Genomic DNA, 23,577 nt, shown 5'->3' with positions numbered 1-23,577 from the left:
AGGATCTTCGCCATGGACCTGCTGAACGCTCTGGTGGAGAAGGGTCTGCGGCGCGAGTCGCCGACCCGCGAAGAGGCACTCGCCGTACTGGCGACATCCGATGACGAGCTGCTCGACGTCGTAGCGGCGGCGGGCAAGGTCCGCCGCCAGTGGTTCGGGCGGCGGGTGAAGCTGAACTATCTGGTCAACCTCAAGTCGGGCCTGTGCCCGGAGGACTGCTCCTACTGCTCCCAGCGGCTCGGCTCCAAGGCCGAGATCCTCAAGTACACCTGGCTCAAGCCCGACGAGGCCACCACGACGCACACCTACGAGGACCGCGTCTCCACCGTCCAGCAGGCCCAGGCCGCCGGCATGTCCGCCTGCTCCGGCCTGATCGCAGGCATGGGCGAGACCGATGAGGACCTGGTGGACGTGGTCTTCTCGCTGCGCGAGCTGGACCCCGACTCCGTACCGGTCAACTTCCTGATCCCCTTCGAGGGCACCCCACTGGCCAAGGAGTGGAACCTCACCCCGCAGCGCGCCCTGCGCATCCTGGCGATGGTCCGCTTCGTCTGCCCCGACGTCGAGGCCAACTCCATCTTCCTGGGCGACTACCTGACCAGTGAGGGCCAGGCCGGCAAGGACGACCTCGCCATGATCGCCGACGCCGGCTTCGAGGTGGAGGGCGCGGACACCACCACGTTGCCCGCGCACCGGGCCGACGCCCCGGTCGCCGTGCGACGTCGCGGGGCAGGAACCGACCTCGCCCCCAATGCCTGAGCCGATGGACGTGCGCGACCTGCTCGCACTGGACCGGCAGCATGTCTGGCACCCCTACGGCCCCATGCCCGGCAAGGACGACCCGCTGGTCATCGAGTCCGCGTCCGGGGTCCGGCTGCGGCTCGCCGAACCAGTCGAGGGACACACGGAACTCGTCGACGGCATGTCTTCGTGGTGGTCGGCCGTCCACGGCTACAACCACCCGGTACTGAACGAGGCCGCGCGCGGCCAGCTGGACCGGATGAGCCATGTGATGTTCGGCGGGCTCACCCACGAGTCCGCCGTGCGCCTGGCGGCCCGGCTGGTCGAGATCACTCCCGAGCCGCTTCAGCACGTCTTCCTCGCCGATTCCGGGTCGGTATCGGTCGAGGTGGCCGTGAAGATGTGCCTGCAGTACTGGCGCTCGGCCGGACGCCCGGGCAAGCAGCGGTTGTTGACCTGGCGCGGCGGTTACCACGGCGACACGTGGCATCCCATGTCGGTGTGCGACCCGGACGGCGGCATGCACCACCTATGGGCCGGCGTGCTGCCGCACCAGGTCTTCGCCGACGCCCCGCCGGCCGGTTTCGACTCGGTGCCTGACCCTGAGTACTCAGCACACCTGCGGGGCCTGATAGCCCGTCACGCGGACGAGTTGGCAGCGGTCATCGTGGAGCCGGTCGTACAGGGCGCGGGCGGCATGCGCTTCCACCACCCCGAGTACCTCAGGGTGCTGCGGGAGGCCTGCGACGAGCACAGCGTGCTGCTGGTCTTCGACGAGATCGCCACCGGCTTCGGGCGGACGGGTGCGCTGTTCGCCACCGATCACGCCGGCGTATGCCCCGATGTGATGTGCATCGGCAAGGCACTGACCGGCGGCTATCTGACGATGGCGGCGACCCTGTGCACCTCGCGCGTCGCCGCAGGCATCAGCCGGGGCGAAGTGCCGGTCCTCGCCCACGGCCCGACCTTCATGGCCAATCCGCTGGCCTGCGCGGTCGCAAACGCCTCGATCGACCTGCTGCTGTCCGACGACTGGAGCCGCTCGGTGAAGCGGATCGAGGCGGGGCTGCGGGACGGATTGATCGCCGCGGAGAAGGTACCGGGCGTGCAGGGCGTACGGGTACTGGGTGCCATCGGCGTCGTCCAACTCGACCACACGATCGACATGACGGCCGCGACCCGGGCCGCGGTCGGGACCGGCGTGTGGCTGCGGCCGTTCCGCGATCTGATCTACACGATGCCGCCGTACATCACCGGCGACGAGGACATCGCCCGTATCTGCGCCGCGGTGTGCGCCGCCGCACGCGAGGGCTGAGAGGAACGCGTAAGTATGTCGGTGCTGTTCATCACGGGCACGGGCACGGAGATCGGCAAGACGGTCACCACCGCCGCCATCGCCGCCGCCGAGCTGGCCCGCGGCCGGACGGTCGCGGTACTCAAACCCGCACAGACCGGCGTGGCAGCGGACGAGCCGGGGGATGTCGCAGAGGTCGCGCGACTCGCGGGCCCCGGCATCACCACCGCCGAACTCGCCCGGTACCCCGAGCCACTGGCACCCGCGACCGCCGCCCGCCGGGCCGGACTCCCACCGGTACACCCGCACGAGATCGCCGAAGCGGCGGCCAAGCTGGCCACCGAGCACGACCTGGTACTCGTCGAGGGAGCGGGCGGGCTGCTGGTGCGTTTCGACAATGCGGGTGCCACGCTGGCCGGCGCGGCACAACTGCTGGGCGCGCCGGTGTTGGTGGTGGCCGCGGCCGGGCTGGGCACGCTCAACGCAACGGCGCTGACGGTGGAGGCCTTGCGTGCCCGCGACCTTGACTGCCCGGGAGTACTGGTGGGCAGCTGGCCCGCCGAACCGAACCTCGCAATGCGCTGCAACCTGGCGGACCTCCCGGGCGCCGCGGGGGCGCCGCTGCTGGGGGCCATCCCGTACGGGGCAGGAGAGCTCACCCCGGCGGACTTCCGAGTACAGGCCTCCAGGTGGCTCGCCCCCTCCCTCGGCGGCGTCTGGGACCCCCTTGCTTTCGCTCTCGGCTTCGCCCCTCCAGCGGTTCCCGTCCACCCTGGATGATGCGCACCCCGGCCCACGCCGTACGGGACGACCTTCAGATGTCGAGCACGACGTCCGTGAGCGGTACCGCTCGGCATGTCAGGACTTGGTCGTCGGGCAGGTCGTCGGCCGGTGCCACGAGGTGAGCGACCTCGCCGTTCAGGACGGTGACGGCGCAGCTCTCACACTGGCCGAGGCGGCAGCCGCTCGGCAGCGTCAGACCTGCTTTCTCGCCGAGTTCAAGCAGTGTGCCGTCGTCTGCCCCTGTCCAGGTCAGTTCGCGGTCCGAGCGTGCGAAGCGCACGGTCGCGGTGACGTCTGCCGGGACCTCGACGTGCCGCGCAGTGGCCTGGAAGCGCTCGGCGAAGATGTCGAACTTCGGAACTCCCCGGGCCGTCAGCCCGGCGGTCACCGCCTCGATCATCGCCTGAGGGCCGCAGATGTAGAAGCGGGCGCGTCGGCGGATCAGCTCGTCATCGATGTGGTCGGCGGTGACCCGGCCGAAGGCCGAGTAGTGCACGCCGATCACGTTCTCGGTGTCCGGGCGGCTGTAGTGGTCGATCACCGTCAGCTGCGGGATCGCCTCGCCCAGCTTCTGCAACCGGTCCGCGAACGCGTGGGTCCTGCGGTTGCGGTTGCCGTAGTGCAGGACCACCTCAGGAACCGAGCCGCCGGTGGACGCCAACGTCTCGAGGTAGCCGAGGAAGGGGGTGATGCCGACACCGGCCGCGAGCAGCACGACCGGTCGGTCGTGGTCGACCGGGAGGGCGAACAGGCCGGACGGTGCGGTGACCAGTACCCGGGCTCCGGCAGTCAGGCTGCGGTGCACGAGCGGGGAGAACACACCGCCGTCGATTCTCCGTACGGCCAGCCGGTACGTTGCGAGATCGTCGCCCCGGGCCGTTCCGGTCAGTGAGTACGCCCGAGTGGTGCCTGGGTCACCGGCCTCGGCGAGGGTGATGTGCTGGCCGGGCCGGTACTCCGGCAGTGGGCCGCCGTCGGCCGGGCGGAGCAGCAGCTCCCGGACCTCTTCGGTCACTTCGTTGGCTTCCTCGACGAGGAACTCACGCGGCCCGGACCAGGTGTCGGTCGGCACCCTGCGGACATCGCAGGCTGTCGAGCGCAGCGGTACCGAGCCACTGATCGGGTCGTGCGCGGTGTCGTCGACGAGCAGGTTGTAGTTCTGCTCACCGCTGGCCAGCGGGTCCGACCCGGGAAGTGCGAGATCGGGAGTGCTCTGCCACCATCCGTACTCGGCGACCACCGTGTCGGGGTGCAGGCCGGGGTCCACCCGGACGCGCATCCGCACGGTGGCGTTGCGCGTGGTGATGCCCACCAGGTCGCCGTCGGTGATGCCCCGGTCCGCGGCGGCCTGCTCGGCGATCTCGACGAGAGGTTCGGGCGAGCGTTTGCGCAGCGATGAGAGCCCGCGATGCTGGCTGTGGCAGAAGTACCCGTTCTTGGCGCAGCTCAACGTGAGCGGGAAGTCGGAGTCAGTGGGTGGGCCGGCGGATTCGGGCAGTGCGGAGTAGCCATGGTCGAGCAGTAGTTCCGAGTACAGCTCCACCCGTCCGGTCGGCGTGGCGAAGCCGGTTACCTGCCCGTCGGGCGCGGTCTCGGCGTACTTGCGGTACCGCATCGGCAGCGGTACGTCCATGCCGCCGGGCGCCGCGCGCAGCTCGTCCACGGTGAGGCCGAGGGGCGCGAGCTGGTGGTTCCACGCCGCCTGGACGTCACCACCGAAGAATTGGTCTCCGAGACCGAGGCGGCCGGCGAGGTCGAAGACGATGTCGAGGTCGGAGCGGGACTCGCCGAGCGGGCTGAGCATGCGGGGGCGTAGCTGTACGCGCTGCTGGGCGCGGTGGGAAATCTCGAAGCCCGCACGCAGTCCCTCCCGCTCCCAGGGAGTGTTGGCGGGCAGGAGGATGTCCGCGAACCGTGAGGTGGGGTTTTCGAACATGTCGATGTGCACGCTGAATTCGAGCCGCCGCAGGGCCTCGGCGGTGCGCACGGGATCGGGCTGGGAGAGCAGCAGGTTCCCGCCGAAGGAGACCAGGGCCCGGACCCGGTAGGGATCCCCGTCGATGATCGACCTGCACAGGGCCCGTGCGGTGACCCAGCCGGATGCCGGTGGCCCGAGGGGGTGCTCGTGGAGGCCCAGCGCCTTCGCCGCCTGCTCGGGCACGAGCGGCAGCGCCACCTTGGCGAGTGCTTGCTGCGGCAGGACCGCGTTCCCACCGGGTGCGTCGTAGCAGCCGGTGAGTGCGTACAGGGTGGCGATGGCGCGTTCGGTCTGCGTCGCGTCGGCGTGCTGGCCGACTCCGGTCCAGGTTCCGTAGCTGACCGAGCGAGCGGTGGCCAGGTCGTCGGCGAACGCGATGAGTGTGTCGGTGTCCACCCCTGTCACCGACGAGGTGCGCTCGAGCGGCCAGGCCGCCACGGCGTCGAGGTAGCGCTGGAACGCGGGCCGGCAGGTGACCGTGCCGGAGCGGGTACGGACCCGATAGCTGCCGTGCAGGGCAAATCGCTGGGGAGCGATGGCGGCCAGGGCGGTGTCGTAGGGTTCGGGTCCGCGGCCGTGCTCGTCCCAGACCACGTAGCCGGGGCTGCCGGGGGCCAGCTCGTCGGCCCGCAGAAAGCGTCCGCTGTCCTCACGCACCAGCAAGGGGCCGTTGGTCCAGGCGCGCAGGAAGTCCTGATCGCCGCCGTGGCGGCGGAGCACGAGGTCGGCCAGCCCGAGCGCAAGGGCGCTGTCGGTGCCCGGCCGTACCCGCAGCCAGTGATCGGCCTGCACCGCGCCGGCCGTCCGGCGTGGGTCGACAACAGCCAGCCGGGCTCCCCGCGCTCGCGCGTCTGCGAGGGCGGCCGACCGGGCCAGCCAGGTCTTGGCGGGGTTGTGCCCCCACAGCACGGTCAGGTCGGTATGGGCGAAGTCCGGAGCCGGCTGGCCGCTGCCGAACGTGAAGGCGTGCGCGAAATCCTTGTGCCAGTTGCAGATCTCTGTCGAGTAACAGGTGTTCGGGCTGCCGTAGAGGTGGATGAACCGCTCCACCCAGTCGATGGCGTCGCTCATCGGCGTGCCGCTGGGTGAGGTCACCGAGAAGGCGACGGACTCCGGTCCTGTGGTGTCCCGGAACTCCGCAAGCCGGTCGCTGACTTCTGTCATCGCCTCCTCCCAGCTGATCTCGCGCCACTGCGGATCGGGGTCGCTGCGCGGTGTGGTGCGGCGCAGTGGACGAGTGAGCCGGGCCGGGTTGTGTACGAGTTCGGGTGCCGCGCGGCCCTTCGGGCACAGCGCTGCGCCTGTCGGGTGATCCGGGTCCGGACGCACGCCGGTCATGGCCCCCGACTCGATGGTGTAGATCGCGCCGCAGCGTGACTTGCAGAGGGTGCAGTAACCGCGTACGTCGGTCATCGTTCGCTTCTCCCGTGGGTGGTCGGTCGAGAACTGGATCAATAACGACCATGACGGCTGCCACACTCGCAACGGGATTCTCATCGCCGAGTCGCGCACGCTCGCGGCTCGCACGCTTTGCGGCCGTCCCGCCCCCAACTCCGTCACGCCGTCCGCCTGGGCGTGAGACTCTCTTGGTGACGTCTTGGTGACGCAGAGGGAGGGTGCCGTGACTCAGTGGACATGGGCCAGGGCCAGTACGCGGAACGAGACGACCGGGTTCATCGGTCGCGCGGCCGAACTGGAGGCCGTCCGCAAGGCGGTGACGCAGGCGCGCGTCGTCACGCTCACCGGTCTCGGTGGTGTCGGCAAGACCCGGGTCGCGGTGCGGGCCGCCCATCAGCTGGCGGTCGACTTCCCCGACGGTGTGAGCATCACCGAACTGAGTGGTCTGCGGGACGCCGAGTTCCTGCCCAACACGGTGGCGTCCGCCGTCGGCCTGCCCGAGACCGCGTCCCAAGAGCCGATGGACCAGCTGATCGACCATTTCGCGGACAGGCAGGCGCTGTTGGTGCTGGACACCTGTGAGCACCTGGTGGACGCGATCGCCGTGTTCGTCGACATCCTTCTGCACAACTCCTGCCGGCTGGTGCTCCTGCTGACCAGCAGGCAGCCCGTGGCACTGCCCGGCGAGTGCGTCCTCCCGATCCCGCCGATGCCCGAGCCGGAGGCGGACGCGAGCGAACACGACAACGACGCGCTGGCGCTGTTCGTCGCCCGGGCCAAGGCCGGCCTGCCGTCCTTCGAGCTGGGCGACGAGAACCGGTCCGAAGTCATCGCGCTCTGCCGCCGCCTGGACGGCATCCCGCTGGCCCTCGAGCTCGCCGCCGTACGGCTGCGGACCATGCCGCTGGAGCAGATACTGGACCGCCTCGACGACCGGTTCCGGCTGCTGGCCGGGGCACGGCCCGCCCAGGCCCGCCACCACACGCTGCGTACCACGATCGAGTGGAGCCACGAGCTGTGCTCGGCACCCGAGCAGGAGCTGTGGGCACGCCTTTCCGTGTTCGCCGGCGGCTTCACCCTGGCGGCCGTCGAACAGGTCTGCGGCGGCGGCAAGCTGGCCGACTGGGACGTGCTCGACCTGCTCGGCGCCCTGGTGGACAAGTCGGTGGTGCAGCGCGTCGACGGCGTCGCCGAATGCCGCTACCGGCTGCTGGACACGATCCGCGAGTACGGCGCCGAGCGGCTGGAGGACGGCGGCCGCACCGAAGAGTACGCGCGACGGCACCGGGACTTCTTCCTGCGGATGGCCCGCCGGGCGGGCGAGGAGTGGCTGGGCGACCAGCAGGTCGAGTGGGGGAACCGGCTCGCCGCCGACTTCGACAACTTCCGCGTCGCCATGGACTTCGCCATCGCGCATCCAGGAGACGAGGCCGCGCTCCGGCTGGTGAACGGCCTGTGGGGGCTGTGGCTGGGCAAGAGCAGGCTGACCGAGGCCCGGCGCTGGATCGACAAGGCCCTGCGGGCCGAGCCGGAGCCGACCGTTGAGCAGGGCATCGCCCTGTACTACGGCTCCTACTTCGGGCTGCTGCAGTCCGACCGGGACGCGCGTGAGATGGTCCGGCGCTGTCGAGCCGTGGCCGAGTCCCTGGACGACGACTTCCTGCGCGCCCGCGCCAAGGCCGTCGAGACCTTCGAGATGCTCATGTGGAGCCGGGACGTCCCGCACACCATGGCGTCGTTCGAGGAGTCGCGACAGCTGCTCAGGGCGTCGGGCGATCTGTTCCCGCTGGTGGCCGGCTACATCACCACGGGGGTGTTCCACGCCGCTCACGGCGACCCGTCGCGGGCCCTGCGGGAGGCGGAGGAGTGCCTGCGGGAGCTGACGCACATCCCCCACGAGCGGTGGGCGCGCAACTACATGATGATCGCCCAGGTGCTCGCGCTGTGGGCCGTCGGCCAACCGCACGACAGCCGCGAGCTGGGGCGCAGGGTGTTGCCCTCCGCCCTCGACCAGGGCGAGACGATGAGCCTCGCCGCCACGGTGGAGTTCCTGTCCTGGGTGGCCTGCGGAGACGACGAGCACGAGCTCGCCGCGACGCTGCTCGGTGGCGCCACCACACTCTGGCGGCAGGTCGGCACCACCCTGTGGGGCGTACGGGCCCTCGACGCCCTGCACACCGACATCGAGAACACCCTGATGCTCAGTCTGGGTGCCAAGCGCTTCACGCAGGTGTACACGCACGGAGCGCGGCTGCCGGTGCCGGAGCTGGTCGACATCGCCACCGGGCACGTGCACGGCAACGAGATCGCGCCGTCCCCGGACACGGACAACGGCAGTGCTCTCGGCCCTCTCACTCCCCGCGAGCGTGAGGTCGCCGGCCTGGTCACCGAAGGGCTCACCAACGCCCAGATCGCCGAACGCCTCGTCATCTCCAAACGGACGGCCGACTCCCACGTCGAACACATCCGCACCAAGCTGGGCGTCACCTCCCGTACCCGGATCGCCGCGGCGATCGACGCCCAGAAGCCCGAAGAGGCCTGACTCCCCACGCATCCGGCGCGGCCGGCCCGCAGCTCCGGCCGCCGTCCCGGAAGCGCGTGTCACCGCATGTCGGCGGGGCGTTCCGTGCCCTCGAAGGGGAAGCGGCGGCGGAAGTCGTCGGCCGCGTCCTCGAGGGTGCAGAAGCTGACGCCCTCGTGCCGGGAGACGTACTCGATGAAGCGTTCCAGCATCAGCAGGACCTGGGGGCGGCCGCTGACGTCGGGGTGAAGGGTGACGGGTATGACGGCGTAGTCCAGCTCCCGGTGCACCCAGTCGAACTGGTCTCTCCAGTCCTGCTCCAGGGCGCGCGGGCTGACGTAGCCGTGGCTGTTGTGGGAGTGCTTGTTGAACATCATGGGCGGCAGGTCGTCGACGTACCAGTTGCCGCAGAACTCGACGAGGTCCACCTCGTGACCGTGGACGAGCGGCTTCATCCAGTCCTTGGCGTCCGCGGTGTAGTCGATCTTCGTCCAGCTGTCGCCGACGCGGGCGTAGAAGGGGGTGAAGTCCCGGTAGTTCTGGGAGTGGTCGTAGGAGAAGCCGTACTTGTGGAGCAGGGCCGCGGTGTGGGCGGACATCTCCCACTGGCCGGCCCGCCACGGTGGGCCGGCCAGCCGGCGACGGCGTTGGCCACGGCCGCGGTGTCGCGGTCGGTCCAGTCGCGTTCGGTCATGCTGTGTACGGATTCGACCTGCGTGAGGCGCTGGAGGTACTGGCCGTACGGCGAGCCGCCGAGCGCGCCGACGCCACTGGACTCGCCACCACCGTGGAACCCCTCGAAGGCCGGCTGCGCTGGCTCTTACAACAGATCGACGAGCCGGGCACGCTGTGGGAGGAACACCGCCAGCTCCACGAAGCCATCGCGGCCCACGACGCGGACGCCGCGGCCGCCGCCGCATTGAGCCATGTGCGGCACTACCGGGATGTGGCGATGCGGATGCTGTTCGGGGGGTAGGGCCGGCCCGCCGCGGTGGGCCAGTACGTGGTGCTCGTCCTGTTGTTGCTATGACCAGGGGAGGACCAGGGCTCCCCAGGCAACGACGGGGCCGAGTGCGACGATGCCGCCGGTGTAGCCGATGATTTGGCGGTAGAAGCGGCGGGTGTCGACACCGCGGGCGTTGCTGAGGACCAGGGCGCCGTTGGTGGAGAACGGGGAGGTGTCGACGATCGTGGTGGAAACCGCGAGCGCCGCGATGAGACCGGCGGCGCTGAGGTGGCTGGAGAGCAGCAGTGGCACGGCGAGGGGGATGATCGCGGTGAGGATCGCGGTGGAAGAGGCGAAGGCCGAGGTGATGGCTACGGTGAAGCACAGCACCAGGGCCACGAGGAGTGGGGCACCGAGGCCGGCGGCGTGGTGGGAGATGTCCTCGATGATTCCGGCCTTCTCCAGCATGGCGATGTACGTCATCATGCCCGCCACCAGCAGCAGAGTGGACCAGCTGATGCCGTCCACGGCCTTCTCCTGCCGTTCCATGTCCACCAGGGCCAACAGGGCGCCGGCCACCAGGGCCAGGAAGCCGATCTCCAGCCGGAAGCCGAGCGCACCGACCACCAGCGCGAGCAGGCAGGCGAGGGTGAGCCACTGACGCCAGTCGGGTCTGCCGGACGCGGCGGGATTCTCGTCGTCAGCCGTCTCGTGTGCCGTGTCCGCCAGCGGGGCGGGGCGCTTGGCGAGGAGTACGTAGGTCAGGAGTGACAGCAGCAGGTTGATGACGAAGCTGGCGGTGAACAGTGTCACGGGCGAGATATGCAGCGTGGTGTCGTCGACCAGGCCCAGTACGAGGGCACCGGAGACGGCGAGGGGGGAGAACGCGCCCGCGTGCCCGCCGCTGATTACCATCATGCCGGCCACCAGCGGGTTGATCTTGTAGCGGTGGGCGAAGTTCATGGCGATCGGTACGAGGAGCGCGACGGCGGCCGGGGTGAAGGTGCCGAATGCCGTGAGCGTCGCGGCGACCAGGAACAGCACCCAGGGAATGAGCGCCACTTTGCCGCGTACCAGTCGCACTCCGGCCGCGACGAGCCAGTCGATGGTGCCGTTGCGGCGAGCGACGGAGAAGAGGTAAGTGACCCCGACGATGGTCACGAAAAGGTCCACCGGGAAGCCCTCGAAGATCTCGTCCTCGGTGAGGCCGAGCGAGACGGTGCCGACGGCGAAGGTGGCGACGAAGGCGAGGATGCCCAGGTTGATCGGCAGAATAGTGCCGACCACGAACATGACCAGCAGCGCGCCTATGGAGATCACTTCAGTAGACATCATTGTCCTTGGTGCGGTGGGGACAGGACGGCGCGCCCCGAGGGCGCGAGTTACCCCGGGGCGGAGGAATGTGAACAGGCCCTGGGCGAGGGGATCGTTCCGGTTCAGGCTGCTTGTGGCCGTCCGGGTTCCGGTACGTAGATGCGGGCATCGGCGAGCAGCCGTGCGGCCCGCTGTACGGTGACCCGGCCCGGCAGGCCGTCCCGCAGGTCCGAGCAGCGGACCGCGATCACGCCGGCGGGGGTGCCCAGCCGAAGCCACTCGTCGGTCGGGCCGCCCGCGGCCCGGGAGACCACGGAGTCCTCCAGCAGACTCGCGGCCGCGACGGCGACGGCGGAGGTCAGGCCGATCGCGGGATGCGGGGCGTTCATGGTGAGCATGCGCACCGAGATGTCGTAGTCCTGGACTGCGACGCGTTCGCCGAGCGTGGTGGTGTACGGGACCGGTCGGCCGACCAGTCCCACTTTGGGGACCGCGTCGCCAGGGTCCTCGCCCGGCTTGAGCAGGCCCATCAGCGGCGCGGCGGCGTGGCGGACGGTGCGCAGCCACGGTGCGTCCGCACGCATCTGCTCCAAGGTCTCGGAACCGGTGCGTTGTGCGCTGGTGGCATCGACGAGGGCGACCGGTGCCCCGGCGTCCACCATGCTCACCCGAATCGGATCCGCGGTACCGACCCGCAGCTCCTGTGCGGCCGACCCGGTGGGCAGCAGGGAACCGGTGGTACGGCCCGCCGGGTCGCGGAAGGTGAGCCCGACCGCGACACCGCCGGCCCGGGTGCCCGGTACGGTCTGGTCGCCGAAGTCGTGCGCCACGCCACCGGTGGTGTCCACGAGCCCTTCGAGTACCGCGCCGGTGTTCATGTTGCGCATCACCACACGCGTCCGGTCCCCGGTGATCGGCACCAGGCCCTTTGCGACGGCGTACAAGGCGACGCCGGTGGCGCAGTTGCCGCAGTTGCTCGTCCACTCCACCGAGCCGGTCCCGATGCCGACCTGGGCGAAGAGGTAGTCGATGTCCGTGCCGGGCTCGGGCGAGGCGCTGACGATCGCGGCCTTGGAGGTGGTGGGAGTGGCCCCGCCGACGCCGTCGAGTTCCACCGGGTCGGTGGCACCGTAGGCGGCGACCAGTAGCTTCTCCAATTCGCTTCGCTCGGCGGGGAGATGGACCTGGTGGAACAGCCAGCACTTGCTGGTGCCACCGCGGACCAGGGTCGCGGGAGTGTGCACGTCTGAGGCTCTTTCTCGATCAACGCGGAGGGGGAAGGGGCCGGAGTGCGGTTACGGGCGTATTGCCAACCGGTGAACCTGAACCGCCCCGGCGAATGCGATGACCTTCGCAGAGGTGTGACTTGGGCACAATGGCAGTCAGCTTCACCCGGGTTTAGCTCAGCTAAACTCAGCGCCATGCTGAACGTGCGCCATCTCCTGCTGCTCACCGAGGCCGCCGAACGCGGCTCGCTCACCGCCGCGGCGGAGGCGATGGGTATGACCACCTCCGCGGCCTCGCAGCAGATGTCGCAGCTGGAGCGCGAGGCCGGGCAGCCACTGATGGAGCGGCTGCCCCGCGGCATCCGTCCCACCCCGGCCGGCGCCGCACTGGCCGAACGCGGACAGGTGATCCGCCGCGAGCTGCGCGCCGCCCAGGCCGATCTGGGATCCTTCGCCGACCTCGACCAGGGCACACTGCGGCTCGGCTCGTTCCCCACCGCGAGCGCTTCGCTCCTGCCGCTCGCCCTCACGCGCTTCCGCCGCCGTCATGCAGGGGTCCGCATCGAGGTGCGCGCAGGAGTCCTGGCCGAGCTGTGCGAGATGCTGCACACCGGCGAGGTGGAGCAGGCACTGCTGTGGGACTACGGCTGGAACCGCATCGAGGACCCGGCGCTCGCCCTCACCCACCTGCTCGACGACCCCACGGTGCTGGTCGTCCCGGCGGACTCACCCCTGCGCGCCCATCCTTCCGTGCGTCTGAGCGACCTCGCCGACCAGGAATGGATCATCCGAGCCGACAACCACCCCGTCGCCGACGTACTGCGCCGCAGCTGCCGCCAGGCCGGGTTCGAGCCGCGCATCGCCTACGCCTCGCACGACTACCAGGAAGCACAGGCCATGGTCGCCGCCGGGCTGGGCATTGCGCTCGCGCCCCGGCTCGCCCTCACCAGCCGCCGCAGCGACGTCCGCCTGCTCCCCTTCGCCTCCGACGTGCCGGCGCCCACCCGCCGCATCCTGCTCGCGCACGCCCAGGCCCGGCCCACCACCCCGCCCGCCCAGGCGATGGCCCGTGTCCTGCGCGTGGTGGCGCAGCGGTTCGCCTCCCCGGGCCTGCACCGGGCCCAGCTCGGAGCGGTCCGCCGTAGCTGACCGGGCCGACACAGCACCATTGCCGCCCTCGACCGTGAACCGGCCGCCCCTGCCGAAGAGTTGAGCGCGGCCCGTCGTCGAACCACGCGCGGCATCCGATGCGATTCAGGCATACCTTGCTGCCCTTCAAAACGCCTGCTCACCACAGGTGTTGGGGGTTTTACGAAAGACTTTCGAGAGCTGAACCGAGAATATTGCGCGCAAAGCGTTGACCGGGCTCCGTCAAACGCTCCATTATTCCTACGCCCGAAGACCCGGCCGCCGTCCGGTATATCGACCAATCTTCGGGTCCGGTCCGGCCTGGGCAGTACGGCCGGCCAATCCCGCTTCACCGCATGCGCACCAGTCGAGCCGCTATGGAGTTGCCATGCCCTTGACTCATCGTCTCCGCACCCGCCCCTTTCGCCGCCACGCCTGCGGGGCCCTGCTCATCGCCCTGCTGACGGCGTTCTTCGCCGTGCCCGCCAACGGAGCGACACCGGCGGCCACCCCACGGCAGGACCTGCCGAGCAGTTTCCGCTGGTCGTCCACAGGACCGGTGATCTCACCGCAGCAGGACGGCAGTAACTCCGTCGCCGTCAAGGACCCGTCGGTGGTCCAGGACAAGAACGGCAGATGGCACGTCTTCATGACCACCGCCGCGCGCGGCTCCGGCGACTGGAGCCTGGCCCAGACCAGCTTCTCCGACTGGTCCCAGGCCGCCGGTGCGAAGCAGACCCACCTGGAGACCGCCTCCCGCATCGGCCCCGGCTACCGTGCCGCCCCGCACGCCTTCTACTTCGCCCCCAAGGACGAGTGGTACCTCGTCTACCAGACCGGCCTGCCGTCGTACTCCACCACCAAGAACATCAACGACCCGACCAGTTGGTCCGCGCCGAAGAACCTCATGAGCAGCATGCCCGACGTCGTCCGGGACAACATCGGCAACGGCAACTGGCTCGACTTCTACGTGATCTGCGACGACGCGAAGTGCTACCTGTTCTCCGCGGACGACAACGGCCACGTGTACCGGTCCGAGACCACCGTCGCCAACTTCCCGAACGGCTTCGGCAACACCAAGATCGTGCTCCAGGACTCCCGCGCCGCGCTGTTCGAAGGAGGCGCGGTCTACCGCGTCAAGGGCACCAACACCTACCTGCTGATCTGGGAGGCCATCGGCAGCGACGGAAACCGGTACTACCGCTCCTTCACCTCCAAGGGGCTGACCGGCACCTGGCAGCCGCTCGCCGCCACCGAAGCCAACCCCTTCGCCCGGTCCACCAACGTCACCTTCCCCGGCGGCGCCTGGACGAAGGACATCAGCCACGGCGAGCTGATCCGCGCCACCAACGACCAGACCATGACGATCGACCCCTGCCGGCTCCGGCTCCTCTACCAGGGCCGGGACCCCAACTCCAGCGGCGAGTACTCGCAGTTGCCCTACCGGCTCGGCCTGGCCACCCAGGCCGGCTCCACCTGCTGAGACCTCCCTGTCCCCCCACGCAAGGAGTCACGCATGTCGTTAGGACGACGCACCTTCCTCGGCCTGACCGCGGCCGCGACAGCAGGCCTGAGCTCCCCCCTGCTCGGCTCGGCACTGCACCAAGCCCATGGTGTCGAACTGGCGGTGCCGAGCGGGGAGTTCGCCATCGGAGTGCGCCAGTTCAACTGGAGCCGCGGTGCCCGCTCGCTGTTCACCAAGGTCTTCTACCCCACCCCCGGCATCCCCGGCGGCACCCCCGTTCCCAATGCCCCGCTCGCCGACGGTGTGTTCCCCGTCGTCGAGTGGAGCCACGGCATGGGCGGCAACTCCGACTCCTACGCCTCGCAGACCCACGCGATAGCCTCCGCCGGCTTCATCTGCCCCGCCCCCTCGTTCTCCGACAACACCAACCTCGGCTCCGTCTACGGAGGCGAATGGTCGAAGGACGTCTCCGAGGTCATCACCCGGACCCTGGCGCTGGGCGACGCCACGGGCGGCCCCTTCGCCGGGCACATCGACACCGCGGCCGGCGTCGGCGTCTCCGGGCACTCGATGGGCGGCATGACCACCCACGGCCTGGTGACCGCCTGGCCCGACGACCGTATCGCCGCCGCAGTCCCGGTCGCCTGCGTGGACATGGGCGACCCCGCCGCCTCGGTCGGTGCAGGCGTGCTGTTCATCCACGGCGACCAGGACCCGACCTGCGACTACGCCCTGGCCCGACGGGCGTACGAGGAACTGCCCGCGCCCAAGGCGTTCCTCACCCACGTCGGCGCGGACCACGCCGCGTACCTGAATCCGGGGTTCCCCACCTTCGGCCGGACCCAGAACACCCTCGTGGACTGGTTCCGCTGGCGTCTGTACGACGACACCGCCGCCCGCGACCGCCTCCCCACCGACGCCACCGGCGACGGCACCCGCTGGGAAGCCGCCCTGGCCTGACGGCCGACGGCCGTACGAGTCCGGGCCCCGCACAACCCCCCATAGGAAAGGGACACGCAATGACCAGGAGTTCCGCAATGACCAGCAGATCCCCCGGAAAGCGAACCTCCCGACGCACCCGGTCCGCGATCACCGTCGCGGCGAGCGGCGTCCTGGCGGCAGCGGCCGTCCTGACGTTCTCACCGACCGCCCATGCCGCCGACACCCTCGGCGGCGCCGCCGCCCAGAGCGGCCGGTACTTCGGCGCCGCGGTCGCCCCTCATCTCGGCGAGACGGACTACGAGTCCACTCTCAACCGGGAGTTCTCCAGCGTCGTCGCCGAGAACGCGATGAAGTGGGATGCCACCGAGCCGAGCCCGGGGCAGTTCAACTTCAGCGGTGGCGACGAACTCGTCGCCTACGCCAAGCAGCGCGGCAAGTTCGTACGCGGCCACACCCTGGTCTGGCATGACCAACAGCCCGGCTGGGTCCAGGGACTGACCGGCGACACCCTGCGCCAGGCGATGCGCAACCACATCACCAAGGTCGCCGGCCACTACGCAGGCAAGATCGATTCCTGGGACGTGGTCAACGAGGCGTTCGAAGGGGACGGCAGCCGACGCCAGTCCAACCTCCAGAAGCAGCTCGGCAACGGCTGGATCGAGGACGCCTTCCGCACCGCGAAAGCAGCCGACCCCAAGGCCAAGCTCTGCTACAACGACTACGGCACCGACGGCATCAACGCCAAGAGCGATGCCATCTACCGGATGGTCCAGGACTTCCGCGCCCGTGGCGTACCGATCGACTGCGTCGGCTTCCAGAGCCACCTGGCCTCGAACTCCGACCTCAGCACCTACCGGCAGAACCTCCAGCGCTTCGCCGACCTCGGCGTGCACGTGCAGATCACCGAGCTCGACGTCGGCGGCTCCGGGGCGGCACAGGCCAACGTGTACCGGCAGGTCACCCAGGCGTGCGTGGCCGTCGCCCGGTGCAACGGCATCACCGTGTGGGGCGTCACCGACAAGTACTCCTGGCGCGCCCAGGAAACCCCGCTGCTCTTCAACGGCGCCTATCAGAAGAAGGAGGCATACGGCGCGGTCCTCGCGGCGCTGAACAGCGCGGCGAGCTGAAACCGGCCGGGGCCCGGCGGCCGTTTCGCCGGGCCCCGCATCCGCACGCCACGCGTTGTCGTGCGTGGTCCGCACACGATCAAGGGCACGACGCAGCCGCCCACGCCGGCGGGACTACTGATCGGTGTCGTTGTGCAGTGGCAGTGTCGCGTGATCAAGCCTTCGGGCAATGCCTGCGGCTGCCGACCACAACTCCGGCAGCAGGCTTCCCGTCTGCATGCGCGCCGTGGTGGCGGTGGCCGACACCGCGGCGTGGACGGTGCCGTCCGCGCCCGTCACGGGGACGGCGAGGCTGCTGTGGCCGGACAGAACCTCGCCGTGTTCGAGGGCGTAACCGCGGTCGGCGACGGCAGCCAGTTGCTGTCCCAACTTCTCCGTCGTGGCAACGCTCCGTGTGGTCAGCGACGGCAGTCCGGTACGGGCCAGACGCTGCACGGCCTCCGGTCCGCCGCGGTGCAGAGCGAGGAGGACTTTCCCCGTGGCCGTGCACGATGCGGGCAGTCGGCCGCCGATGTGTGAGTGCGTGTGGATGTTCGCCGCACCGGCGACCTTTTCCAGGAAGAGCACGTGGGAGCCATCGAGCACGGCGAGGTGAAGGGTGGCTCGGGTACGCGCGAACAGGTCTGTCAAGAGCGGGCGTGCCACCGCGCGCAGCATCGCCGATGCCGGCACCCGCTGGCCGAGTGAGAAGAGCTGCATGCCGAGCTGGTAGCTGTCGCCCTGCCGCTCGAGCAGGCCCCACTGGACCAGCTCCTGCGCGAGCCGGTGCGTCGAGGCCTTCGGTATGCCGGAGCGCCTGCTCAGCTCCGTCAGTCTGAGCTGGTGGGTGCCGGACCCGAAGGCTTCGAGCAGTAGCTGCGCTTTGCCCAGGACCGAGTTCGGACGTGTGATGTCCCCGTCGACGTGTGCTGGCACCGGTTCGCTCCTCGCTCGAGTCACACCGCAGCACACGGTCTCGGAACGCTTCAGCGATGTGCTCACGGCATCGATAGTTCAACACCATGGTGTTGGGCATGAACAGCCCTCTGTAACAAGCGTGTGAATGTGTCGCCGCGGCACGCTGCTGGGCGTCGCGACCGGTGGCGCCCCCTCGGTGACGTGACGGCGTCCCGCACCGGAATTCGAGGCGACTCGATCGTTCTGTTCACCGGAACAACCCGCTGGCCGCGGCCACCCCACCCCATGAAGGTGAGTCCTCCGTCCCACACCGAAGGAGGGCACGTGGGGGCACGACAGCCGATGCCGCTTCGCGTACTGGATCTCACCGACGAGCTGGCGTTCCAAGGGGCCCGACTGCTGGTCGGCCTGGGCGCCGACGTCCTGAGGACCGATCCGGGAGGAGATCTCGACCCGGCGTCCCGGGCTCACTGGCACGCGGGGAAGCGCTGGACGCGGGTACGCGACCGGACGCACCTCGACGAGCTGGCCGGGGCCGCCGACATCGTGCTGGAGAGCGGGCCCGCCGCCGAGCTCCGAGGCATCCACGCGGACGGCACCTCACGCTGGCCGCACGCCGTGCACGTCGTCGTGACCCCGTTCGGGCTCACCGGCCCGCGCCGCGACTGGCGGGGCGGCGACCTCGTCCTCGCGTCGGCCGGCGGGATGACCTGGCTCGGCGGACAGCCCGACGGGCGGCCCGAACCACCGCCGAGGCAGCAGGCCCTCCAGGTGGCGGGTGCCCACGCGGCGCTGGGTGCGCTGCTCGGGGCGGTGTCGGGCACGCCCCAGCTCGTCGACGTCTCCGTGCAGGAGGCGGTCGCCGCCACCCTGGAAACCGGTGCCATCGGCTGGATACACGCCGGACGGTTCCCGGTCCGCAGCGGAGGGGTGTACGAGCACGTCGCACACCGGATCTTCCGCGCGGCCGACGGTTACGTCGCGGGCGGCTACTCGGGCAGCGAGCGCATGTGGACGGACCTGCTCGCCTGGATGGCGGAGAGCGACGAGGCGGCGGACCTCACCGGCGAGCGCTACGCCGATGCCGCCTTCCGCTGGCGCGCACGTCCCCACGTCGACGCGGTGGTGGAGCGCTTCGCCGCTCGCCGCACCGCGGCGGAACTTGCCGAGCAGGGGAGGGCCCGGGCCCTGCCGTGGGCCGAGGTCGTCCCGCCCGCCCGGCTGCCCGCCAATCCGCAACTGCGGAACCGGGACTTCTTCGTACGCATCACCGGCGAGGGCCTGCCCGAGGAAGGCGTCGAGGACGTCGGCTTCCCCTGGGCCGCCCGCCCGCGGCCGCTCGCGCTCGAGACGATCCGCGAGGTGGCGAGCGGCGCGCCATGGCAGCACGAGCGGCCGCGCGGCCTGCACGAGAAACGGCCGCGCGGCCTGGCGTCGGGCGACGGGCGAGGCATGGCGCTCAGTGGCGTCCGTGTCCTCGACCTGTCGTGGGTGCTGGCCGGCCCGTACGTCACCAAGCTGCTCGGCGAACACGGCGCCGACATCATCAAGATCGAATCCAAGCACCGGCAGGACCCGACCCGCTTCGCGCCCTCCATGCACCTGCGGCCCGGGTCGGACCCCGACGACAGCGGCTACTTCCTCAACTTCAACCGCAACAAGCGCAGCGTCGCCCTCAACCTGCGCACCGAGGACGGGCAGCGGCTGCTGCGCGAACTGGTCCCGCACTGCGACGTCGTCGTGGAGAACTTCAGCCCGGGCGTGCTCGCCCGCTGGGGAATGGACTACGAGTCCCTGCGCGCGCTCAACCCGGACGTCGTCCTCGTGTCCATGGCCGGGGTGGGGCACACGGGCCCCTGGCGCAAGGCGGTGACCTTCGCCGACACGCTCGCCGCCATGTCGGGCCTGTCCAGCGAGACCGCGAGTCCGGGCGGTGCCCCACAAGGGCTGACCTTCGGGCTCGGCGACATGGTCGCTGCCAACGCCGCGGCCCTCGGCGCCCTCGACCTGCTGGCCCAAGGACGCGGCGGACACGTCGACCTCTCCCAGCTCGAAGCGATGGCCGCGACGATGGGCCCCGCCGTGCTGGAACCCGTTCTGACACCGGACCTCGAAGACCCGCGCACCGCCGAGCAGCCCAACCGCTCGCCGTACGCCGTCCCGCACGGTGTCTACCCGGCCGCCGGCGAGGACCGCTGGATCGCGATCACCGTCGACGACGATGCGCAGTGGCGGTCGCTCACCAAGCTCGTCGACCTGCCCGGAGGCGGGGACGGGGACGGTAGCGGTGGTGGTGGCGTGGACACCCGCCGTGCCCATGAGGACGCCATCGACGCCGCCCTTGCCGCGTGGACCCGCGGCCAGGACGCGGCCGAACTCGCCGCGCTGCTGCAGGCCGCGGGCGTCCCCGCCGCAGCCGTGGCCACCGGCCGGGATCTGGTGGAGGAGGACGAGCAACTCGCGGCTCGCGGTTTCTACCCGCAGCTGGACCACCCCCGCGCGGGCCGCGTCCGCCACGAGGGCATCGTCGCGCGCTGCTCGGTGACGCCCGGCGCGCTCACCGCCCCGGCGCCCCTGCTCGGCCAGCACACCCGGGACGTACTGGGCGGACTGCTGGGGCTCTCCGACGAGGACTTCGCGGCACTGCGGGCCGCGGGCGTCCTCGAATGACACTCGCAGCCCGCAGCCCGCAGCCCCCAACCCGAAGGCACGACCACGCAGACGCACCCGCACCCACCCACACCCACCCTCCGAAGCGCCCCCCGAGCGCTAAGGACGAACGGAGAAGGAACCGGTATGACCGCTTCCGTGCTCGACGTCACCCGCGACGGAGCCGTCGCCACGATCCGGATCGACCGCCCCAAGGCCAACGCCGTCGACCCGGCCATGATCGAGGAGTTCCTCGGCGTCCTGCCGCCGTTGGTGGACGACCCATCCGTACGCTGCCTGGTGATCACCGGCACCGGCCGCTTCTTCGTCGCCGGTGCCGACATCGCCGTGATGCGCGACCTGTCGGACGGCAACCAGGCGAAGATGCGCCGCTGGATCGACGTCCAGCGCCTTCTCGAACGCGCCCCGAAGCCCGTGATCGCGGCCATGAACGGGCATGCGCTCGGCGGGGGAGCGGAGCTCTCGCTCGCGTGTGACCTGCGCATCCTCTCCGCCGATGCCTCCTTCGGCTTCCCCGAGATCGCGCTGGGCCTGTTCCCCGGGGCCGGCGGCAGTCAGCGGCTGCCCCGCCTGGTCGGGCCGCATCTGGCGAAGCGGCTCATGATCGAGGGCGCGCGCCTCGACGCCGCACGCGCATTGGAGCTGGGTTTGGTCGACGTGGTCGCCGACGCGACGGACTTCCCCGCGGTCGTCGACGAGCGGGCCCGGCGCCTCGCCGCGCAGCCCACTGCCGCCATCGGCCTGCTCAAACGGGTCATCGACGACGGGTGCGCCCTGCCCATCGAGGAGGCGCTGCGCCAAGAGGAGAAGGGAGTCCGCGAACTGACCCGCACCGCCGACGCCGCCGAGGGCCTGCAGGCCTTCCTGGACAAGCGCACGCCGGTCTTCACGGGCCGCTGACAGCACCGTCCCGCAAACCGGTGAGGTGCGAAGCCGCCCGGACCTCCACCGTCTCCCCTCTCAGGCGTACGGTCGCCGTGCGCCGGCCTTTCTCCCCCTCAAGGAGGGACCGTGACCCAACAGGTCGCCGCACAAACCCCCACTCCGCCCGCACCCCGGACGTCCCTGCGCCGCATCGTGGCCGCGTCGCTCGCCGGCAACACGCTGGAGTGGTACGACTTCTTCCTCTACACGACCGCCGCCGCGATGGTGCTGGGTGATGTCTTCTTCCCCGCCCACGGCAGCCCGCTCCTCGGCACCATCGCCGCCCTGGCCACGCACGCGGTCGGGTTCGCCGCGCGGCCGCTCGGCGGCATCCTCTTCGGACACATCGGCGACCGCAGAGGCCGACGCACCGCACTCATGGCGACGCTGTCGCTCATGGGCGTGGCCACCTTCTGCATGGGCCTGCTGCCCTCCTACGACACGGCCGGCATCGCCTCGCCCGTCCTCCTCGTCCTGCTGCGCATCCTGCAAGGAGTGGCAGCGGGCGGCGAGTGGGGTGGCGGAACGCTGATACTGAGCGAGAACGCGCCGCCCCACCGACGTGGTTTCTACTCCTCGTTCAGCTCCTCCGGCCTTGGCATCGGCTACATCCTGGCCTGCCTGGCGCTGATCGGCGCCGAGCGGTTCGCCGGCGATGCCTTCGCCACCTGGGGATGGCGGCTGCCCTTCCTGGCCAGCGCGGTCATCTTCGTGGTGGGCCTCTACATCCGCCGCCACGTGGGCGAGACGGAGAGTTTCAAGGAGACCAGCCAGGAGGAAGGCGTGGTGCGCGCACCGCTCATCGAGGTGTTGCGCACCAACCCGCGTGGCGTCCTCACCGCCGTGGGCCTGCGCTTCGCGGAGAACGGCGCCGGCTACATCTTCCTCTCCTTCTCCCTGGTCTACGGCCGTCATGTCGGCGTCTCCACCGATGTGCTGCTGTGGGGCGTGGTCGTCGCCATGGCCGTCGACTCGGGGCTGATGGTGTTCTTCGGGCACCTCTCCGACCGGCTCGGCCGCCGCCCTGTCTACCTCGGTGGCGCCGTCGCGATGGTGCTGTGGACCGTTCCGTTCTTCCTTCTCATGAACACGGCCTCCGCGCCCGCCGTGTGGCTGGCGCTGATCGGCGGCCACATCACCATCGCCGCCATGACCGGCGTCCAGCCGTCCTACTTCTCCGAGCTGTTCAGCACCGAGACCCGTTACTCCGGCATGGCCATCGGACACGAGCTGGCCTCGGCGGTCGCGGGCGGACTCTCCCCGGTGATCGCAGCCATCCTGCTCGACTCCTACGGCAGCTTCTGGCCCGTGGCCGCCCTGACGATCGGGCTCGCCCTGGTCACCGTCGTCACGGTCGTGGTGGCTCGGGAGACGAGGCCCACATGACCGAGCTGTTCGCACTGCGCGGCCGGACCGCCCTGGTCACCGGTGGTACTTCCGGGATCGGGCTCGCCGCCGCGCGGGCGCTCCACGGGGCAGGGGCCCGGGTCGCGCTCACTTCGCGCGACCCGGGCCGTGCCCGCGAGGCCGCCGCCGGCATCGGTCCGGACGCGCTCGGACTGGCCTGCGATGTCACCGACGAGGACCAGGTACGCGTGGCAATAGGGCGCGTGCACGAAGAACTCGGCGGCCCCGACATCCTGGTGACCAGCGCCGGGACCCTCGCCCGCGGCAGCGCCACCGACCTGCCCACCAACACGCTGCGGGCCTGCATGGACACCAACTTCTACGGCACGTGGTACGCCGCCCGCGAGGCGAGCCGCCACATGACGGCCGCGGGACACGGACGCATCGTCACCATCGGCTCCGTCCTCGGCGCCGTGGGCGCGCGCGAGCGTGCCGGGTACGCGGCGTCCAAGGGAGCGGTCGTCCAGTTCACCAAGTCGCTGGCCCTGGAACTCGCCGGCACCGGCGTCACGGCCAACTGCCTCCTGCCCGGCCCCGTACTGACCGAGATGAACGAGGCCTCGCGCAACGATCCCGTCGCCCTCGACATGATCGGCCGCGAAGTCCCGCTCGGCCGCTGGGGCGAGCCGCAGGACCTCGCCGCCGCCCTGCTGCTGCTCGCCGGCGACCACAGCGGCTTCCTCACCGGCACCGCACTGCCGGTCGACGGCGGCTACCTCGCCCACTGAACGCGGCCACCTCGCCCACTGAACACCGTCGCACGGCCGCGGTTCACTCAGCGGAACCATTCCCTTGGGCGCACCGGGCCGCGCTGGT

At 70.4% G+C, this 23,577-nt stretch carries 18 protein-coding genes; 13 read left to right on the top strand and 5 right to left on the bottom strand.

The window, feature by feature from the left end; translation table 11 throughout:
- Positions 1 to 12: 12 nt before the first annotated feature.
- Genes IF04_RS0127450 through bioD form a run of 3 tightly spaced genes read left to right on the top strand, consistent with a single transcriptional unit; the run spans position 13 to position 2,815 of the window.
- Entirely contained in the window at positions 13 to 759 is a 747-nt protein-coding gene (locus tag IF04_RS0127450) for a biotin synthase BioB (RefSeq protein ID WP_030263531.1), read from the top strand.
- Positions 752 to 2,056, top strand: coding sequence for an adenosylmethionine--8-amino-7-oxononanoate transaminase (locus IF04_RS0127445; RefSeq protein WP_030263528.1), 1,305 nt, complete (start codon positions 752 to 754; stop codon positions 2,054 to 2,056). The genes IF04_RS0127450 and IF04_RS0127445 overlap by 8 nt, the downstream gene beginning before the upstream one ends.
- Before the next feature lie 15 nt (positions 2,057 to 2,071).
- Positions 2,072 to 2,815, top strand: a complete 744-nt coding sequence (gene bioD / locus IF04_RS0127440) for a dethiobiotin synthase (RefSeq protein ID WP_030263525.1) — start codon at positions 2,072 to 2,074, stop codon at positions 2,813 to 2,815.
- Between the two features lie 34 nt (positions 2,816 to 2,849).
- On the opposite strand, the gene IF04_RS0127435 is transcribed toward bioD, so the two are convergent.
- Complete coding sequence (locus tag IF04_RS0127435; protein ID WP_030263522.1) at positions 2,850 to 6,209, bottom strand: molybdopterin-dependent oxidoreductase; 3,360 nt, start codon at positions 6,207 to 6,209, stop codon at positions 2,850 to 2,852.
- A 208-nt stretch (positions 6,210 to 6,417) separates the two neighbouring features.
- Here IF04_RS0127435 and IF04_RS0127430 point away from each other — a divergent pair, with 208 nt between their 5' ends.
- The gene (locus IF04_RS0127430) at positions 6,418 to 8,736 is read left to right on the top strand and encodes an ATP-binding protein (protein ID WP_245654525.1); all 2,319 of its coding nucleotides are present in this window, start codon (positions 6,418 to 6,420) and stop codon (positions 8,734 to 8,736) included.
- A gap of 59 nt (positions 8,737 to 8,795) precedes the next feature.
- Here IF04_RS0127430 and IF04_RS0127425 read toward each other — a convergent pair whose 3' ends face one another.
- Positions 8,796 to 9,314: a polysaccharide deacetylase family protein gene (locus tag IF04_RS0127425; protein WP_211259863.1), complete on the bottom strand. Its 519-nt coding sequence runs from the start codon at positions 9,312 to 9,314 to the stop codon at positions 8,796 to 8,798.
- A gap of 98 nt (positions 9,315 to 9,412) precedes the next feature.
- Here IF04_RS0127425 and IF04_RS39165 point away from each other — a divergent pair, with 98 nt between their 5' ends.
- Positions 9,413 to 9,691, top strand: coding sequence for an FCD domain-containing protein (locus IF04_RS39165; protein ID WP_169746155.1), 279 nt, complete (start codon positions 9,413 to 9,415; stop codon positions 9,689 to 9,691).
- A 48-nt stretch (positions 9,692 to 9,739) separates the two neighbouring features.
- On the opposite strand, the gene IF04_RS0127420 is transcribed toward IF04_RS39165, so the two are convergent.
- Together IF04_RS0127420 and IF04_RS0127415 are read right to left on the bottom strand one after the other, a co-directional pair.
- Complete coding sequence (locus tag IF04_RS0127420) at positions 9,740 to 10,993, bottom strand: SLC13 family permease (protein ID WP_245654524.1); 1,254 nt, start codon at positions 10,991 to 10,993, stop codon at positions 9,740 to 9,742.
- A gap of 104 nt (positions 10,994 to 11,097) precedes the next feature.
- Complete coding sequence (locus IF04_RS0127415; RefSeq protein ID WP_030263516.1) at positions 11,098 to 12,219, bottom strand: PrpF domain-containing protein; 1,122 nt, start codon at positions 12,217 to 12,219, stop codon at positions 11,098 to 11,100.
- Positions 12,220 to 12,396: 177 nt separating this feature from the next.
- On the opposite strand from IF04_RS0127415, the gene IF04_RS0127410 reads away from it, so the two are divergent.
- The 4 genes from IF04_RS0127410 to IF04_RS0127395 all read left to right on the top strand — a co-directional run bounded on the left by IF04_RS0127410 (position 12,397) and on the right by IF04_RS0127395 (position 16,863).
- Positions 12,397 to 13,350, top strand: a complete 954-nt coding sequence (locus IF04_RS0127410) for a LysR family transcriptional regulator (protein ID WP_030263515.1) — start codon at positions 12,397 to 12,399, stop codon at positions 13,348 to 13,350.
- A 367-nt stretch (positions 13,351 to 13,717) separates the two neighbouring features.
- The gene (locus IF04_RS0127405; protein ID WP_078600867.1) at positions 13,718 to 14,812 is read left to right on the top strand and encodes a glycoside hydrolase family 62 protein; all 1,095 of its coding nucleotides are present in this window, start codon (positions 13,718 to 13,720) and stop codon (positions 14,810 to 14,812) included.
- A gap of 33 nt (positions 14,813 to 14,845) precedes the next feature.
- Positions 14,846 to 15,754, top strand: coding sequence for an alpha/beta hydrolase family protein (locus IF04_RS0127400; protein WP_030263509.1), 909 nt, complete (start codon positions 14,846 to 14,848; stop codon positions 15,752 to 15,754).
- 77 nt (positions 15,755 to 15,831) lie between these two features.
- Positions 15,832 to 16,863 (top strand): endo-1,4-beta-xylanase, encoded by a 1,032-nt coding sequence (locus tag IF04_RS0127395; protein WP_030263508.1) that lies wholly within the window; start codon positions 15,832 to 15,834, stop codon positions 16,861 to 16,863.
- 114 nt (positions 16,864 to 16,977) lie between these two features.
- On the opposite strand, the gene IF04_RS0127390 is transcribed toward IF04_RS0127395, so the two are convergent.
- On the bottom strand, positions 16,978 to 17,844 hold the full coding sequence (locus IF04_RS0127390; RefSeq protein ID WP_078600865.1) for an IclR family transcriptional regulator: 867 nt from the start codon (positions 17,842 to 17,844) through the stop codon (positions 16,978 to 16,980).
- Between the two features lie 240 nt (positions 17,845 to 18,084).
- On the opposite strand from IF04_RS0127390, the gene IF04_RS0127385 reads away from it, so the two are divergent.
- The 4 genes from IF04_RS0127385 (at position 18,085) to IF04_RS0127370 (ending at position 23,489) form a co-directional block, all read left to right on the top strand.
- A complete protein-coding gene (locus IF04_RS0127385; RefSeq protein WP_169746157.1) occupies positions 18,085 to 20,430 on the top strand; it encodes a CaiB/BaiF CoA-transferase family protein in 2,346 nt (781 codons plus the stop codon).
- Positions 20,431 to 20,556: 126 nt separating this feature from the next.
- Positions 20,557 to 21,330, top strand: a complete 774-nt coding sequence (locus IF04_RS0127380; protein WP_030263502.1) for an enoyl-CoA hydratase/isomerase family protein — start codon at positions 20,557 to 20,559, stop codon at positions 21,328 to 21,330.
- Positions 21,331 to 21,441: 111 nt separating this feature from the next.
- The gene (locus tag IF04_RS0127375) at positions 21,442 to 22,740 is read left to right on the top strand and encodes an MFS transporter (protein ID WP_030263500.1); all 1,299 of its coding nucleotides are present in this window, start codon (positions 21,442 to 21,444) and stop codon (positions 22,738 to 22,740) included.
- Positions 22,737 to 23,489: an SDR family NAD(P)-dependent oxidoreductase gene (locus IF04_RS0127370; RefSeq protein WP_030263497.1), complete on the top strand. Its 753-nt coding sequence runs from the start codon at positions 22,737 to 22,739 to the stop codon at positions 23,487 to 23,489. Before IF04_RS0127375 ends, IF04_RS0127370 begins: the two co-directional genes overlap by 4 nt.
- Positions 23,490 to 23,577: the final 88 nt, after the last annotated feature.

The sequence above is a fragment of the Streptomyces violens genome (assembly GCF_000717745.1).
In the GTDB taxonomy this organism is placed as follows: Bacteria; Actinomycetota; Actinomycetes; order Streptomycetales; family Streptomycetaceae; genus Streptomyces; species Streptomyces violens.
This window is presented reverse-complemented; position numbering and strand designations above follow the sequence as displayed.

What these genes read in the sequence shown, in the direction of transcription:
- IF04_RS0127410 (WP_030263515.1), top strand. Translation starts at nt 12,397, where the DNA reads ATGCTGAACGTGCGCCATCTCCTGCTGCTCACCGAGGCCGCCGAACGC.
- IF04_RS0127380 (WP_030263502.1), top strand. Translation starts at nt 20,557, where the DNA reads ATGACCGCTTCCGTGCTCGACGTCACCCGCGACGGAGCCGTCGCCACG.
- IF04_RS0127405 (WP_078600867.1), top strand. Translation starts at nt 13,718, where the DNA reads ATGCCCTTGACTCATCGTCTCCGCACCCGCCCCTTTCGCCGCCACGCC.
- IF04_RS0127435 (WP_030263522.1), bottom strand. Translation starts at nt 6,209, where the DNA reads ATGACCGACGTACGCGGTTACTGCACCCTCTGCAAGTCACGCTGCGGC.
- IF04_RS0127420 (WP_245654524.1), bottom strand. Translation starts at nt 10,993, where the DNA reads ATGTCTACTGAAGTGATCTCCATAGGCGCGCTGCTGGTCATGTTCGTG.
- bioD (WP_030263525.1), top strand. Translation starts at nt 2,072, where the DNA reads ATGTCGGTGCTGTTCATCACGGGCACGGGCACGGAGATCGGCAAGACG.
- IF04_RS0127395 (WP_030263508.1), top strand. Translation starts at nt 15,832, where the DNA reads ATGACCAGCAGATCCCCCGGAAAGCGAACCTCCCGACGCACCCGGTCC.
- IF04_RS0127425 (WP_211259863.1), bottom strand. Translation starts at nt 9,314, where the DNA reads ATGTCCGCCCACACCGCGGCCCTGCTCCACAAGTACGGCTTCTCCTAC.
- IF04_RS0127400 (WP_030263509.1), top strand. Translation starts at nt 14,846, where the DNA reads ATGTCGTTAGGACGACGCACCTTCCTCGGCCTGACCGCGGCCGCGACA.
- IF04_RS0127450 (WP_030263531.1), top strand. Translation starts at nt 13, where the DNA reads ATGGACCTGCTGAACGCTCTGGTGGAGAAGGGTCTGCGGCGCGAGTCG.
- IF04_RS0127370 (WP_030263497.1), top strand. Translation starts at nt 22,737, where the DNA reads ATGACCGAGCTGTTCGCACTGCGCGGCCGGACCGCCCTGGTCACCGGT.
- IF04_RS0127445 (WP_030263528.1), top strand. Translation starts at nt 752, where the DNA reads ATGCCTGAGCCGATGGACGTGCGCGACCTGCTCGCACTGGACCGGCAG.